The 15673-nt window shown below is 59.5% G+C and carries 12 protein-coding genes; 10 read left to right on the top strand and 2 right to left on the bottom strand.

Translation table 11 applies throughout. The features are described 5' to 3' along the window. Window positions 1–65: 65 nt before the first annotated feature. From BGE01nite_RS27700 to BGE01nite_RS27690, 3 genes are all read left to right on the top strand, one after another. Window positions 66–380 (top strand): YbaB/EbfC family nucleoid-associated protein, encoded by a 315-nt coding sequence (locus BGE01nite_RS27700; RefSeq protein ID WP_146855999.1) that lies wholly within the window; start codon window positions 66–68, stop codon window positions 378–380. A gap of 210 nt (window positions 381–590) precedes the next feature. After that, window positions 591–1544, top strand: a complete 954-nt coding sequence (locus BGE01nite_RS27695; RefSeq protein WP_146855997.1) for a class I SAM-dependent methyltransferase — start codon at window positions 591–593, stop codon at window positions 1542–1544. Between the two features lie 149 nt (window positions 1545–1693). Beyond that, on the top strand, window positions 1694–3202 hold the full coding sequence (locus tag BGE01nite_RS27690; protein ID WP_146855995.1) for an ammonium transporter: 1509 nt from the start codon (window positions 1694–1696) through the stop codon (window positions 3200–3202). 346 nt (window positions 3203–3548) lie between these two features. Here BGE01nite_RS27690 and BGE01nite_RS27685 read toward each other — a convergent pair whose 3' ends face one another. Continuing rightward, the gene (locus BGE01nite_RS27685; RefSeq protein ID WP_146855993.1) at window positions 3549–4508 is read right to left on the bottom strand and encodes a hypothetical protein; all 960 of its coding nucleotides are present in this window, start codon (window positions 4506–4508) and stop codon (window positions 3549–3551) included. 133 nt (window positions 4509–4641) lie between these two features. Between BGE01nite_RS27685 and BGE01nite_RS27680 the strand changes: the two genes are divergently transcribed. The 6 genes from BGE01nite_RS27680 (at window position 4642) to BGE01nite_RS27655 (ending at window position 12726) form a co-directional block, all read left to right on the top strand. Continuing rightward, window positions 4642–7632, top strand: a complete 2991-nt coding sequence (locus tag BGE01nite_RS27680) for a DUF7133 domain-containing protein (RefSeq protein ID WP_146855991.1) — start codon at window positions 4642–4644, stop codon at window positions 7630–7632. Between the two features lie 63 nt (window positions 7633–7695). Continuing rightward, the gene (locus tag BGE01nite_RS27675) at window positions 7696–8682 is read left to right on the top strand and encodes an AAA family ATPase (protein ID WP_146855989.1); all 987 of its coding nucleotides are present in this window, start codon (window positions 7696–7698) and stop codon (window positions 8680–8682) included. Beyond that, the gene (locus BGE01nite_RS27670) at window positions 8682–9323 is read left to right on the top strand and encodes a DUF3226 domain-containing protein (RefSeq protein ID WP_146855987.1); all 642 of its coding nucleotides are present in this window, start codon (window positions 8682–8684) and stop codon (window positions 9321–9323) included. Before BGE01nite_RS27675 ends, BGE01nite_RS27670 begins: the two co-directional genes overlap by 1 nt. Window positions 9324–9987: 664 nt before the next feature. Continuing rightward, window positions 9988–10323, top strand: a complete 336-nt coding sequence (locus tag BGE01nite_RS27665; RefSeq protein ID WP_170267117.1) for a glycine zipper domain-containing protein — start codon at window positions 9988–9990, stop codon at window positions 10321–10323. An 84-nt stretch (window positions 10324–10407) separates the two neighbouring features. Then, window positions 10408–10848, top strand: a complete 441-nt coding sequence (locus tag BGE01nite_RS27660) for a hypothetical protein (RefSeq protein ID WP_146855985.1) — start codon at window positions 10408–10410, stop codon at window positions 10846–10848. 210 nt (window positions 10849–11058) lie between these two features. After that, window positions 11059–12726, top strand: a complete 1668-nt coding sequence (locus BGE01nite_RS27655; RefSeq protein ID WP_146855984.1) for a putative manganese-dependent inorganic diphosphatase — start codon at window positions 11059–11061, stop codon at window positions 12724–12726. Between the two features lie 290 nt (window positions 12727–13016). Here BGE01nite_RS27655 and BGE01nite_RS27650 read toward each other — a convergent pair whose 3' ends face one another. Then, window positions 13017–13712, bottom strand: coding sequence for a hypothetical protein (locus tag BGE01nite_RS27650; RefSeq protein WP_146855982.1), 696 nt, complete (start codon window positions 13710–13712; stop codon window positions 13017–13019). Window positions 13713–14026: 314 nt separating this feature from the next. Here BGE01nite_RS27650 and BGE01nite_RS27645 point away from each other — a divergent pair, with 314 nt between their 5' ends. Then, window positions 14027–15607: a peptide ABC transporter substrate-binding protein gene (locus BGE01nite_RS27645; protein WP_246145811.1), complete on the top strand. Its 1581-nt coding sequence runs from the start codon at window positions 14027–14029 to the stop codon at window positions 15605–15607. Window positions 15608–15673 lie beyond the last annotated feature (66 nt).

The raw sequence follows: 15673 nt of genomic DNA, 5'->3' as shown, positions 1-15673 counted from the left end.
TTGGATGCTGTGCCTTCGATGCTTGATCAGGTTGCGCAGAAGGCTTGGTGTTTTATCATCAGCGCATGGATATCCAAAAAATGATGCAGCAAGTGCAACAGATGCAGTCGCAGATGAAGAAGTCTCAGGCTGAGCTCAGCACGAAGAATTTCGAGGCCAGCGTGGCTGGCGGGAAGGTGGTCGTCACGGCGAATGGCCATGGCGATATTCAGGCCGTGAAGATCGCGAAGGAGGTGGTGGATCCGGAGGACGTGGACCTGCTCCAGGATCTGGTGCTTTCAGCCATCCAGCAGGTGCAGAAGCGCGTGAAGGACAGCCAGGCAGAGGAGATGGGCAAGCTCACGGGCGGTCTGGGCCTGCCTCCTGGGATGGGGTTCTAGTCTTCCGGATAGGTCAGCGTTTTTTAACCACTGATAGGACGCTAATGAGACGCTAATGGGGATCCAATCAGGGATTCTTTATTAGCGTCTTATCAGCGTCTCATTAGCGGTTAAAGAGATCTGGTTCCGAGAGAATGCAGACGCTCACTTTTCGAGAGCTGGCAAAGACGCGTGCTTTCCCCCAGCCTGAGTTTGCTGCATAGAGTCAGCATGACTCCTGAACGTCCTCGCAAACCCACTGGCTCACGCACGCCTAACCGATTCACGCCGCGCCGTGATGGTCCGCCGCGTGGGGCTGGTCCTGGCGGACCTGGTGGTCCGGGACGCGGTGAGCATCAGGATCAGCGGGGCGGGGGATATCCACCACGCCCGCCGCGCGGCGGTGGTCCGAAGCCAAGAGGTGGCGATCGCAGTGTAGGCGGCACGTCCTGGGAGAAGTCCGCTGACTGGTATGACAAGATTATCGGTGATCGTGGTTCGGAACTGTATCGTGAGGTGGTGATCCCGCAGGCGCTGGATCTGCTGAACCCGAAGCGCGGTGAGCGCGTGCTGGATCTCGGTTGCGGGCAGGGTGTGTTTTCACGCGCGATCTCTGAGAGCGGTGCGCTGGTGACGGGCATTGATGCTGCAAGCACGCTGATCCAAAAAGCCCGCACCTATCAGGGGCGCACGCCGATCCGTTATTTTGACCGTGATGCAGCGGAGCTCGGTGGACTGGGTGATTTCGACGCTGCCTCCGCGATTCTCTGCCTGCAGAACCTGGAGCATCTCGACAAAGTTTGTTTGGCCGCAGCTTCCGTGCTGAAGCCGGGCGGGCGCATGCTGTGGGTGCTGAATCATCCCGCATTCCGCATTCCTCGGCAGTCGAGCTGGGGCTTTGAGGAAGATCGGAAGATTCAGTATCGCCGGGTGGATGCTTACAGCAGCACGCTGAGCATCCCGATCCTGATGCATCCAGGAAAGGCGGACAGCGAGAGCACGGTGAGCATTCACCGCAATTTCCAGGACCTCATGGCACCGGCCTTTGCCGCCGGGCTCACGCTGGCAGGCCTGCAGGAGTGGCATTCCCATAAAGAAAGCCAGCCAGGAGCCCGTTCGCGGGCTGAAAACCGGGCTCGAAAAGAATTCCCGCTGTTCCTGGCACTGCTCTGGAAGAAGGCCTGAAAAAGGCTCGAAGCCTTGTACTTACGGGCTTCCAGCGTGGGGGTATGCGCGGAAATGAGAGGGATTGAGATGGGGTGATGGGCACTCTGCCAAAAAGTTGGCACGGGGGGTGCTTTGCTCTTCTTCGGAGTCAATTCCATCTCGACGCTATGCTCAAACACAACCCAACCCGAATCTGGCGCAGCCTTCTTTCCGCTGCGGTTCTCGCCACCACGGCCATCGCACTCACACCAGGCAGCACCTGGGCGCAGGATGCGGCGGCTCCTGCCCCCGCACCGGCTCCGGCTCCTGCCGCAGCCGCGGCGGCTCCTGCTGAACCTGCCGCTCCCACGATTGAGCAGCGAATCTTCGACCTCGAGAAGTATGTGACCAACGTCCAGCCTGGCAAGGATGGAGACGTCACCTGGAAGTCGAACATCGCGGGCCCTGGCCCAGGTCACAACGCCTGGCAGATGACCAGCACGGCTCTCGTGCTCTTCATGACCCTCCCAGGTCTCTTCCTGTTCTACGGTGGTCTCGTCCGCAAAAAGAACATCCTCTCCGTGATCGCGCAGTGCATGGGCATCGCCGGTCTGGTGACCATCCTGTGGTGGGCCTGCGGTTACAGCCTCTCCTTCGGCGCGGGGAATGACTTTATCGGTGACTTCTCCATGAAGTTCCTCGATGGCGTCTCCCCTGCGGCTTCAGGTGCCGGCTACTGGTGGATCAGTGACGCCATGTGGAGCATGTTCCAGCTCACCTTCGCCATCATCACCCCGGCTCTTATCCTGGGCGCCATCGCTGAGCGTATGAAGTTCATCTCCGTGCTGCTCTTCGTGCTTGTCTGGATGTTCGTGGTTTACTTCCCCTTCGCCCACATGGTGTGGAGCACGACGGGTTTCATGTGCGGACCCCTTAATGCAGGTGCCACGATCAAGGCCATCGACTTCGCTGGCGGCACTGTGGTTCACATGACCTCCGGCTGGTCCGCTCTGGTTCTTTGCATCCTCCTCGGCAAGCGCAAAGGTTACGGCAAAGAGCAGATGGCTCCTCACAGCATGGTGCTCTGCGCCATCGGCACCGGCATGCTCTGGGTCGGCTGGTATGGTTTCAATGCAGGTTCCGCCCTGGGTGCTGACGCCATCGCTTCGAACGCCTTCATGACCACCACGCTGGCTGCCGCCACTGCTGGCTTCGTCTGGGCCGTGCTTGAGTGGATCCTCAAAGGCAAACCTTCCGTGCTGGGTTTCTGCTCCGGTATCGTCGCAGGTCTGGTCGTCATCACTCCTGGCGCCGGTTTTGTGGGTGCCACCTCCTCCGTGATCATGGGCGTGGCCGCTGGTGTCATCCCCTTCATCGCTGTGGCTTACCTGAAGAAGATCCTCGGTTACGACGACGCTCTGGACACCTTCGGTGTGCACGGCGTGGGCGGCACTCTGGGCGCCATCCTGACGGGTGTGTTCGCTGATGATAAGGTCAACAGCATCCTGACCCCGCTCATGGACGGTCTGCTGATGAACCAGCTCAAGGCAGTGGCTCTGACGATCGTCTGGAGCGTGGTTGCCACCCTGGTCATCACGATCATCGTGAAGGTCATCGTGGGCCTGCGTCCGACGGACGAAGTGGAGCACACGGGTCTCGACCTTGCCGAGCACGGCGAGGCTGGCTACGAGCACTAAAATTCAATCCGTCAGGCATGACTTGACGAAGCAAGAGGCCGGAGTGCGAAATGCGCTCCGGCCTTTTTCGTGCCAGGATGCTATCGATGTTCCAACCGCAGATAACGCAGGGAGCATAGATGGATGATGCCCGAGGTTTGGAGGGCTGGGAACCGTAGGACGGGTTTTCAACCCGTCTTCTGTTAGGCCACAAAAGTCTCGCTAGCAGCCACACCCGGACAGCTGAAAACCTGTCCACTTTGGATGGCGGAGAGGCGCCACGAAGGTTCTGGAAAGAACAGGTGTGCCTCGGGGCTTCAGCCTTGTTCAACGCCTAACGTGAAGCATGGCGAGGATCGAGGGCGCTCTACCAATAGAGCCCAACCACCGGCACCAGCACCGCCACATCCGCTAGCACGCGGTAGGCGTTCTCGGAGAGGGATGCTCGGGCTCTGTCGAGGATGAGCAGGAGGACGAATCCGATGCCGCAGGAGGCGGCGAGCGTGCTCATGCTGGCGGCGAGGCTGCCCTGATACACCAGCGCCAGCGCACCCACGGCAGCGCCGAAACCAGCCGCGAGCCAGCGATAATGCAGCTCGCGAGTGGAGATGCCGGTGAGATTCGAAACAAAGAGACAGGTCAGCAGGGAGAACTCCACGAAACCACCGACGGGATCCGACCCATTGCGCACAAAGCGGCTCCAGGCGGTGCAGCCGAGCGCGAAGAGCAGGCCGCCGAGCAGGTCCTTGCTCATCGCGGATCGCAGCCTTTCCTGATACTGCTTCAGAGTGAGCATCAGAAGGACCGCGCTGATGATCAGCGTGAGGCTCATCTTGAAGTTCGGGCGCAGTGGTGCGCTTTGAATGAAGAGGATCAGTGTGACTCCCCCAAGCGGTAGCAGACCGCGGAAAAACCACTGGCTGCCTCCCGCTGCATACAGAGCGAGGTAAAAAATGACGGGCACGCTGAGCAGCGCGCTCTGCCACATGAGGTCCGCTGGCACGGTCCAGAAGCCGAACCGGATAACCAGCCCGATGCCTGCCAGCACCGCCGCCAGAAAGGCCAGACGATGCCGCCTGTGAAAACGATGACGCAGGCCGAGTTGCGCCTCGGTCTTGCCGCGCGTGTCCATGAGCCGGTCCAGCACATAAATGATCCAGGCGCAGAGGCCGAGACCGGGCAGCACGCCCGGCATGGCAGGCACGCGGTGCAGATGGGCCAGCCCCGCGGTCCAGGCCATGGCCACGATGGGGGCCTCCAGGCTCAAAAGATGGGGCCAGAGCCAGGTCGGCACCTTTTCTGAGGCTGGGGAAGGGGGGACGGACATGAAGGAAGCGCGAGAAGAGAGCTAAAGCACCGCTTTTGCAAGCCCGCCTCTGTCATGGCCGCCATCACACGAATATCGTTTCTCAGCACGGCGCTCGGATGGATTCGCGGCCCGATGCCGTAATGTGTGGCACATGCGTTCTCTCTTTCCTCTCCTTGGTCTCCTGGCTGCCCTGCCAGCCGTCGCCGTCGATCCCAACGTCAAACCTGACGATGTGGCTGGCAATGAAGCGGTGAAAAAGATCATGGAGACGCGGGCGGGTCGCGGAGTGATGCGTGATGACACGCCGCCCACGGCGCCGCTGGAGGCCGTGAAGAAGTTCAAGATGCGCAGTGATGTGGCGGTGGATCTCATGGCCTATGAGCCGGTGGTGGAGCAGCCGCTGTATGCCAGCTGGGATTCCAAAGGCCGCATGTGGGTGGTGCAGTATCGCCAGTATCAGTTTCCAGCAGGCTTGAAGATCGTCAGCTATGACCAGCACCTGCGCGCGAAGTTTGACAAGGTGCCGCTGCCACCACCGCGCGGTGAGAAGGGCGCGGACAAGATCACCGTCTTTGAAGACACGGATGGGGACGGCTTTTTCGACAAGCATGAGGACGTCATCACCGGTCTGAACATCGCCAGCGCTGCCTTGGAAGGCATGGGCCGGATCTGGGTGCTGAATCCGCCCTATCTGCTGAGTTATCCGGATGCGGATTTTGATGCGAAGCCGGACAGCGACACACCGGAGGTGGAACTGAGCGGCTTCGGTCTGGAAGACACGCACAGTGTGGCCACCAGCCTGATGTGGGGCATGGACGGATGGCTCTATGGCGCGAACGGCAGCACCACCACGGGGAATGTCAGCAGCACGAACACCAAAAACGTGAAGTGGGAGGGCCAGTGCATCTGGCGCTTTCACCCGAAGAAGAAGACCTTTGAGATCTATGCCGAAGGCGGTGGCAACACTTTTAGTTTGGACATCGACAGCAAGGGCCGCCTCTTCTCCGGCACGAATGGCGCCACGCGCGGCATGCACTATGAGCAGGGCAGCTATGGCATCAAAGGCTGGGGCAAGCACGGTCCACTGACCAATCCGTACGCCTTCGGCTGGTTCGAGCACATGCGCCATGAAGGGGATAACAAACGATTCCCCCAGGCCTTCACGGTCTATGAGGGCGGTCTGCTGGGCAGTGCGTATGAGGGGAAAATCATCGCGCCGAATGCGCTGCAGAACCTGGTGTATGTGAGCGATCGCCTGCCAGATGGCTCCACTTGGCGGACCAAGGATGAGGAAAATCTCATGAGCACCACCGACCGCTGGTTCCGCCCTGTGTGGGCTGGCGTGGGCCCGGATGGCGGCTTCTACATGGCGGACTGGTATGACACGCGTCTCAGCCACGTGAGCCCGGTGGATGACTGGCACAAGACCAGCGGCCGCATCTATCGCGTGCGCCCTGCCAGCGGCGCGCCGAAGCTGAAGCCTTTTGATCTGGGCAAGGCCAGTGGTGATGACCTCCTCGGCTACCTGAGCCATCCTAACGAATGGTTCCGCAAGCAGGCGGTGCTGGAGATCGGCTGGAGAAATCTCACGGACCTCGTTCCGAAGCTGAAGGCCATGCCTCTCACCATGGAGACCTTGTGGGCGCTGGATGCCCTGGGCGCGATGGAAGAGCAGCTTCCCATCAATAATGCTGATCCTTACATCCGCCGCTGGGCCTGGAAGATGGCTGGAGAGAAGCAGATCCTGCCAACGCTGGGTGATGAGAAGCATTTGGAAGTTTGCGCGCAGATCCTCGCCACCTCGAAGAGGCTGCCTAGTGCAGGTGCGCTGGCTCTGCTGCGTGCTGGGGATCACGAAGATGAGAGCGGTCACCTCCAGCTCCTCGCCTGGTGGGCACTGGAGGCCAAGACGGAGAAGGAGCGTGACGCCGTCTTCACCTTCCTCAAAGCCGATCCGGCCTTCCTCAAAACAAAACTCTTCACCGATCACCTCGCCGAGAAACTGGCCAAACGCTATGCGCTGGCCGGTGGCGAGGAGAATCTGAACTCCTGCGCGGAGTTGCTCAGCCTAACCAAGGATGAAAAAGTCCGCGGGCAGTTCATCGCGGGCATTGCCGGTGCCTTTGAAGGCGCGGAGATGCCGAAGCTGCCGGATGCGCTTACGAAGGCGCTGAACGACTACATGGCGAAGCAGAGCGGTGGTGACCTCACCCTGGCGCTGCGCAGCGGCAACGAGGACGCGCTGAAAAAAGCGCTGAAGATGCTGGATGACAAGAAAGCCACGAACACCGCGCGCATCGGCATCGCCAAGACCTTGGCGGAGCTCGGCAAGAAGGAAGCCGTGATGCCGATGGTCGGCATCTTGAAGAGCACGAATCCCGCGACGCTGAAGCGCGGCATCCTGCAGGCAGCGGGCAAGTTTGATGACAAGCGCATTCCGGAAGCCTTGTTGTTAGGCTGGGAAGGCCAGATCGCTGGGGACAAGGCGCTGCGCGAGGATGCGCTGCGTGTGATGGCGGGCCGCAAGGAGTGGGCGCAGATCCTGGTGAGCTTTGTGAATGAGTGGAAGGTGCCGGTGAAGCACTTCACGGTGGACATCGTCCGCCAGCTCAGCCAGCACAAGGATCGGGAGATCGATGCCGCGATCGAGAAGCATTGGAAAGGCCTCCTGGCCACTGGCCCCACGCCGGAGAAGAAGAAAGAGGCGGAGCGCATCAAGGCCGTGATCAAGACGGGCCTCGGTGATGCGGAAAAAGGCAAGCTCCAGTTCACCGCCCGCTGTGCCATCTGCCACAAGCTGTTTGCCGAGGGTGGTGCCATTGGGCCGGAACTGACGGGCTATGACCGTGCCAATGCCGATTTCTGGCTCGACAACCTCTTCACCCCCAGCCTGGAGATCCGTGAGGGTTTCGGTGCTTACATCGTGAAAACCAAGTCCGGCCAGATCCTGATGGGGCTCATGGATGCGCAAGACGCCAGCGGCATCGTCATCAAGGACATGGCCGGCAACAAAACCTCCATCAAGCAGGCCGACATCGAAAAACTCGAAGCCTCCCCCGTCTCCCTCATGCCCGAAGGCCTGACCACGGGAATGAGCGATGCGGATCTGAAGGACTTCTTTGGGTATTTGATGAAAAGGTAGGGCTGGAAGTAAAATTGGACTTGGGTAAGTCGGCATATCACCGCCGAAAGCTCATGGGTAGACTTGCCTGTTGCCTTACGCAGCCGAGAACGTCATATTCCGCCGATAATGCTGACTGCGCTACAGATCGAAAACTTCAAAGGCTTCTCGAAACTAAACATCGAGTCGCTGGCGAGAGTTAATCTTATCGTGGGAGCCGGCAATTCTGGCAAAACATCAATTCTCGAAGCTATCGCTCTCCTGCCTCAAAAGGGTGGGTTTAAGCTACCCCAGTTTAGAGACCCCGAATTCGAAGGAGGGAGTGATCGAGAGATGTGGAGATGGATGACACACAATCTATCCGAAGACGCCGTCCGAGTGAACGGGCAGGGCCACGATGGTCCCCAGATTTTTGAATTGGCTGCGAAGGATCAGGTAAGCAATTTGGCCGTCAAGCTGCGGAAGGTTCGAGACGGAAGAACTATAAGCTGGCATCCGTCTTTGTGGACCCATGAGATGAAAACCGTGACGACTAAAAGGGTTGGTTCCACGGCTCTCGCTAAAGACTACGACCGTTGGACTCGTCGAGCAGAGAACGAGGATCGATTTGTTGAGTTTCTTCGCGCGTTGGAACCCAGGTTGAAATCTTTACGTCCGATGGAACACACTGACCAGCGTCTACTTTATGCAGACGTTGGTCTCCCTGAACGTATTGCCCTTCCGTTGCTTGGAGAGGGGTTTAATCGTTTGGTGCAAATCTTTGGCGCGATCATCGGTGAGAGTGCCGATATCATCCTCGTTGACGAGATCGAGAATGGCCTGCATTGGACCGCACTCCCCCAAGTCTGGGGAGGTATTCGGGCGGCCATTATGAAGGAGGAGGTCCAGATTTTTGCCACCACGCATAGCTTAGAGTGCATCGCGGCGGCTGTAGAAGTTTTCAAAGGTGAACCAAAGAACGATCTTGCGGTTCATCGCCTGGAGCGTGGACAGGATGGCGAGATCCACTGCGTGACGATGGGCGAAGATGAGCTTGAGCGGATGCTGGAGCGCAACTGGGAGATCCGCTGATGGCTACTACTCGCCGACCACTCATTCTGGCTCAGCCTAACCTCTTGCTTTGCGAGGGAGAGGATGAGGTGAACTTTTTCTCCGCTTGGTTCTCTGAGCTTGGATGGTCGGACATCCAGATCATTGCTTACCAAGGCAAGACAAAGCTGGCAGAGTTTCTCGCAGACTTGTCCAAATTGCCTGGCACTGACAAGGTAAAGAAAGTCGCGATCACCCGAGATGCTGATGAGGATGCCGATTCTGCTTTGACAAGTGTTAGGCATCTCATTGAGCAGTCTTCTGAATGGCTTCTGAATCTGCAACCGAGTGTTTTCGTGCTGCCTGGTGGCGGTAAAAGTGGTGCCCTTGAGTCATTGTGGCTGGCGTCTTTGTTAGATGATCCCAAAGCTGTCTGTGTGGAAGAGTTCTTTCGCTGTATTCGTGAAAAGGGGTGGGAACCGTCCGAAGTTTTCGCCAAGAACGACAAGGCTCGCGCTCAACTTTGGATCGCCATGAAAGACATCCCCAACGAACGCTTTGGCATCGCTGCTTTGCACGGTCGCAAAGATGTTGAGAAGCCGTGGATGAAAGAGAAGTGGGTCGACTTTGACCACCCTGCTTTTGACTCTTTGCGACAGTTTCTGATCTCTAGTTTCCGATAATTCCCTCATGCCCGAAGGCCTGACCACCGGCATGAGCGATGCGGATCTGAAGGACTTCTTTGGGTACTTGATGAAGAAGTAGTCTTGGTTAGGTCCTTGAATAGGGCCAGCCTCTTTGACGTGAAGTTGTCTATCGATGGAATCGTAGCGCCAAAGGCGCGGCCTATACCAGCCTGGGGCGTTAAGCCCCAGGATCGGCAGATCGGCAGTAGCGGCAACAACCCTCTGGCCGAGGGCTGAAAGCCCGACCCATGCACGCCCCATCTTCGGAGTCCGCAGGAGGAACGCTATCTGTGTGAGCATAGGTCGGGCCTTCAGCCCTCGACTGAGATGGAAGACGGCTGCCGGGGGTTCCCTGGGCCGTTGGCCCAGGCTGGTATAGGACGGGCCTTTGGCCCTGATGGAGCGCCGCCGTCGATCAGACGGGGGATCTTCCGAACTGAGGCATTCGAGCGCCATTTTTATGGGCTCTTGCACGATGGATAAGCCCCATTCCGCGCCTCCTGTTTTCATGCAGAATGCAGGTCAGGCCGTGCAGGATGCATGCTTTTTGGGGGCGATTTTGACACGTTCCCCTGGGGAGAGGGGCTTGGCACACCTCATGCCCTTAGTGAGGTCTGTGGTGTAGCAAAACGCCACGCAAACCCTCAACCCTGAACTCACGATGAAACACGCTCAACTTGGTATGATGTCCCTGATCGCCGCCGCCTCACTGGCCTCCTGCGCCACGGGACCGAATGCGCAAACAGGAACGGTGATCGGTGCTCTTGGCGGCGCGGCTGCCGGCGGCATCATCGGTAACCAAAGCGGTCGCGGTTTGGAAGGTGCGGCCATCGGGGCAGGGCTTGGCGCTCTCGCGGGCAACGCCATCGGCAACTCGTCCGACCAACGCAACTACTATTACAACAGCGGTTACCGCCCGAACGGCTACTACCGCTCCAGCTACTATGCGCCGCCGCCGCGCTACTATGCCCCGCCACCGCCTTACTACGGCTACTGACGCCCGGTCTCTTTTTGGGCCTCGGCAGGAACAGCGCTCCCTGCCGGGGCTTCTTTTGAATCTCAGTCCTCCACACTTTCCGCCATGTATTCCTCCGTCCACCTGCCCAAACTCACACGCAGCGATGCGCTCTCTGCGTTTTCTGTTCAGTTCGGAAGCGCCAAGGGAGGTCATCACAGCTTCCTGTTCCTGGTGGACCATGGAGCCACGGAGCTGGACCGTATGATCGTCGCCGTCACGGCCCGCAAGCTGATGCCCCACGGTCACGTCTACATCGCCGATGTGCAGCAGCGGAACATCGAGGAATGGGACGGCATCTGCCACATGCCGCTTTATTGTGGCGGCCTGCCCCGCGTGGGCATGGTCACCACGGTGGCGGTGTTTCGTGACAGCAAGCTGGCCCTGGAGGCCGCGAAGGCCTATCCAAAAGCGGAGGTCTTTGTCATCAATCACGAGCTGACATGCAGCGCGGCCAGCCAAAGTGCGCGCGCTGCTGAGCCCGACCTGGAAAGCGTGCCGCTGTAGTCAGACCAGCGGTCTCAAGCGCACCTCCAGTAGTAACAAACGAGGGCAGAAGGGGAGACCCTTCTGCCCTCTTCATTTGCCCCGGACGAACGTGTGGCACCCATGGGAGTCTTCCTCTTCGGTAGAATCCCGAGGGCATTCATTTGATCTTCGCCCGTCCCTGGGGCATTTCCGGGCTCGTCATCGCCACCCAGGAATTCGAAAGCACCCATGGATCCCATTTACGTTATCGGTCACCGCAATCCGGACACAGACGCGATCTGCGCGGCCATCGGCTACGCGGCCTACCTGCGCCAGATGCGCGAGGACCCGGTGGTGCCGGCGTGCTGCGGTGAGATCAATGCGCGCACGAACTGGGTGCTGAAGCTGGCCGGCGCGGAGCCGCCGAAGCTGCTGCTGGATGTGCGCCCCACGGCGGGCATCGTGTGCCGGCGTGATGTGCTGACAGCCACCCCGAACGAGACTTTCCTCTCGGTGTATCGGAAGATGATGGAGCATAATTTCCGCTCCATTCCCGTGGTGGATGAGAACAAGAAGCTGCTGGGCATGCCGACGATCCAGGAGATGGCGCAGCTTTTCCTGCCGAGCGATTCCAAGCACGGCGCGGCGAACCGCGAGGTGCGCACCAGTGTGCAAAACATGAGCGCCGCGCTGGGCGGATCCATCACCGGCGCCACAGACGGCAATGACAAGGTCGAGGATCTCGTGCTCGTCGTCGCGGCTTCGAGTGTGGAGACCTCGCGTGATCGCGCGAAGCAGTTCCCTCCGAAGCAGGTGGTGCTGGTGACCGGTGACCGTCCGGAGATTCATGCGCTGGCCATGGAACTCGGCGTGCGCTGCCTGGTGGTCACAGGTGGATTCACACCGTGGGAGAGTTTGCTCTCTCAAGCCCAGTCCAAAGGTGTGAGCGTGATCTGCGCGCCGCAGGATACCGCGAGCGCCTCGCAGCTCATCCGTTTCTCGCGCCCGATCGCGGAGGCGCTGATCCACGAGTATCGTTCCTTCACCACACGCACGCCTTTGCGGGAGCTCATTCATTCCGTGCAGGACTCGCATCAGCCGCTGTTCCCGGTGATCGATGAAGAGACGGGTCGTCTGGAAGGTGTGTTCTCCAAGTCCGACCTCGTGGAGGTGCCGCGCACGCGTCTCGTCCTGGTGGATCACAATGAGTTTTCTCAAGCCGTGACCGGTGCGGATGAAGCAGAGATCGTGGAGGTCATCGACCACCATCGCCTCAGCGGCAATCTGCGCACCAAGGAGCCTGTGCGCTTCATCAACGAGCCCGTGGGCAGCACGAGCACCATCGTCGGCATCATGTTCCGCATGCGCGGCATGACGCCGGACAAGGCCACGGCCATCTGCCTGTGCGCCGGATTGATCTCAGACACGCTGAATCTCACCAGCCCCACGACCACACAGACGGATCGCGAGATCCTCGAGTGGCTTTCCGGAGTCGCCGGTCTGAACGCGGCGCAGTTTGTGAAGGACTTCTTTGCCGCCGGATCTCTGCTGCGCGAGGCCACGCCTGCGCGTGCCATTGAAGGTGATCGCAAGGTCTTCGAAGAAAACGGCTGGCGCATCAGCATCAGCCAGATCGAGGAGATGGGCCTGGAAGAGTTTTGGAAGAAGCAAGACGCTCTTCACGGCGCGCTCACCGCCCTGTGCACCGCGCACAGCCTGCATTTCGCCTGTCTCATGGTCACAGACATCACCATGCATCACAGCGTGCTGCTGGTGGCGGGTGATCCACGTGTGACCGCGGCCATCGACTATCATGAGCGCAGCCCGCGCATCTATGACATGCCCGGCGTGGTCAGCCGCAAGAAGCAGCTCTTCCCCTATTTGAGCAATCTGGTGAGCAAGCTGACGCCTCCGTGAGGTGACGGAGATCTTTTTTAACCGCAGATAACGCGGAGGGCGCAGATGGCTTTGCCAGAAGGGCTTTGTGGCGATCCAGTGTCAACTGCGAAGTCGCGAAGCGTCCTGGAGTGCGCCGGCCCTCCGGCGCTCTCGAAGGCCTAACGAAAAGCTTCGTGTCATCGAGACCTGAAGGTCGTCTGAGCTTCATTTGCCTTCAGAAGCTCGCGAATCAAACGTGCCCGATCCAAAGCGCCAGAGGACAGGCGCATTCCAGGACGCTGCCGCGACTTCAGCGATGAGAAGCGATGCTATTTCTTGGAAGCCTTCTCAATCATGGCGCTCATCAAGGCAGCGCCGATGTGGATGATGGGCCCACCCATGGCGTCGTTGGACAGGACGTCCATCGGGCCCTGGCCAAAATGGAGGCCGCTAGGGGTGAGGAAGTTCAGACGCACCTCTTCTTTGCCAGGAGGACCGGGGCGCGGTTTGTCCCAAGGGCCGATGCGTTCGACGACCTGCCGTGAGGCTTCGAACAGTTGGTCGATGTGCGCGTCGAGAGAAGTGTCGGGATGTTCCCAGATGATGGCGCCGCCGGAGAAGTTGTAGTAGCGTGCCGCGTGATCGGCATAAGCCGCGAGGAGATCAAGCCCGCCGGGCATGCTCACCTCAAGCACGACACCGAGCAGTTGCTTGGCCTGCTCAGGTGCGGGCTGCACGCCGTGCTGGCGCAGGTAATGCCAGGCTTGCAGATGGCAGCGCGGCTCTTGCGCCGGATCATTCACAATGCTCTGCCAGCAAGTGATGGCACCCGCCTTGTCATGGGCTGAAAGGCGCTGACGGGCCTCCATGAAGATGCTCCAGGGTGGAGCCTCGGCGGTTTGGCCATTGGCCTGAAAGTGATCCACCAGCATGTCGCCGAACAAAGTATCACGCATGGAGTAAGGGAGAGCTGTTGTGGCAGATTCCGTGTTCTTTTTGCCGAAGAAGGAGTCGAGAAGGCCCATGGTGTGAAGAGGTGTTTTGATGTGAACATGGGTAGCGTGACATCATTCTGGAATCGGGCAAGAAACGGCGCATGAACGGGCATCCGACTTTGGGGGGAGTGCGTGGGCGGATTTTTCCCAGCAGATTCAAGGAGGCCTCCAGATTCTGTTTTTGACCTTCCAACTGTCACATCAAAGCCAATCTGCTGGAGAAACCTGCGGGGTGCGGTGGAACGTGCTCAAGCGCGACACCGCTGTGTGCGATGTCGTCATGATGACGAACACTCGACAACCTGCGATCTCCGGGCAAACTCCGGGGTCTCTTCATTCTCTCCGTGTCTTCCTTTCTCCGCGTCTCCGTGTCTCTATTGGGTGTGCTGGCTCTCATGGCCTGCGCGCCGGAGAAGCAGCGGGCGGATCTGGTGTTCATCCAGAGCGCGGAGCCGGAGACGATTGATCCGGCGGTGGCTTCGGACCAGGTGTCGATCCGCATCTCGACGGCACTCTTCGAGGGGCTGTGTCGTGGCACGGCAGAAGGAACTCCAGAACCTGGGATGGCAGAGAGGTGGGATGTTTCGGATGATAAGAAGACTTATACTTTTCATCTGCGCAGCGGCATCAAGTGGACGGATGGACGACCAGTCGTGGCGGAGGATTTCGTGCAGTCGTGGCGGCGCGCCTTGCTGCCGACGACGGGATCCGACTATGCGAACCTGATGTTTGTGATCCGGGGGGCGCGTGCTTTTTCAGAAGAGACGGACAAGGACTTTTCGCATGTGGGTGTGAAGGCAGTGGATGACCGCACGCTGCAGGTGGAGCTGGAGAACCCGACGCCGTATTTCATCGACCTTTGCGCCTTCGTGACATTGGTGCCGGTGCCGCTGGCGACGATCCAGAAGCATGACACGGCCTGGATGAAGCCTAACAACATTGTCTCCAACGGGGCTTACATCCTGGAAGAGTGGCGGCTGGATGATTACATCCGGCTGAAGAAAAACCCGGACTACTGGGACGCGGCGAATGTGAGGATGGCGACCGTGGAGGTGAAGCCGGCGCAGGATGCGAACACGGCGCTGAACTATTTTTACACGGGCCAGTGCGACCTGCTGATGGACAAAGGCATGGTGCCGCCATCACTCACGCAGAAGCTGAAGTCACAGCCGTGGTTTCACACCGGGCCGTTCCTGGGATCATGGTTCATCCGCATCAACAACACAAAGCCGCCCTTCAATGATGCGCGGGTGCGGCAGGCCTTTGCGCTGGCGGTGGACAAGAAGCGCATCGTGGAAAAGATCACGCAGCTCGGCGAACCAGTGGCGCATGGCATGGTGCCGCCAGGGACGGGTGAGAACTACCAGCCGCCGCCGGGGCTGGTGCTGAATGCGCAACGCGCCCGCGATCTGCTGGCGCAGGCGGGCTTTCCGGGAGGCAAAGGGTTCCCGAGGGTGGAGTATCTTTACATGCCGCTGCCCATCGAGCGGAGCATCGCCATTGAGCTGCAGAGCATGTGGCAGCAGACGCTGGGCGTGACGGTGAACCTGACGAAGCAGGAGCAGAAAGTGTGGCTGAAATCCATGCGCGATCTGGACGATGACATGTGCCGTTCCAGCTGGGTCGGGGACTACAATGACCCGAGCACGTTCATGGATCTCTTCACCAGCACGAACGGGCAGAATCGCACCGGTTTCAAAAGCGCGGCGTATGACGGCCTGATCGCCGCAGCGGCTGCTGAGGTGGACGTGGCGAAGCGGAACAGCATCTTCCAGCAGGCGGAGACGCTGCTGATCAGTACGGACGCGGCCGTCATCCCGGTGTATCACTATGTCGGCGTGCAGTTTTACCATGCGGACAAGCTGAAGGGCGCGCAGGCGAACTTGATCGATGATCATCCGTTTCGGTGCATGAGCTGGAAGTGAGGGGGTTCCGGTGGGCGGTGAGCGGTAGACGGTAAACAGTGCCGGTTTGATGTAGCGGTCCCGCAT

The organism is Prosthecobacter gellanilyticus, assembly GCF_007992435.1.
GTDB lineage: Bacteria > Verrucomicrobiota > Verrucomicrobiia > Verrucomicrobiales > Verrucomicrobiaceae > Prosthecobacter > Prosthecobacter gellanilyticus.
The sequence above is the reverse complement of the archived record's forward strand: the minus strand, read 5'-3'. Positions and strand labels throughout refer to the sequence as shown.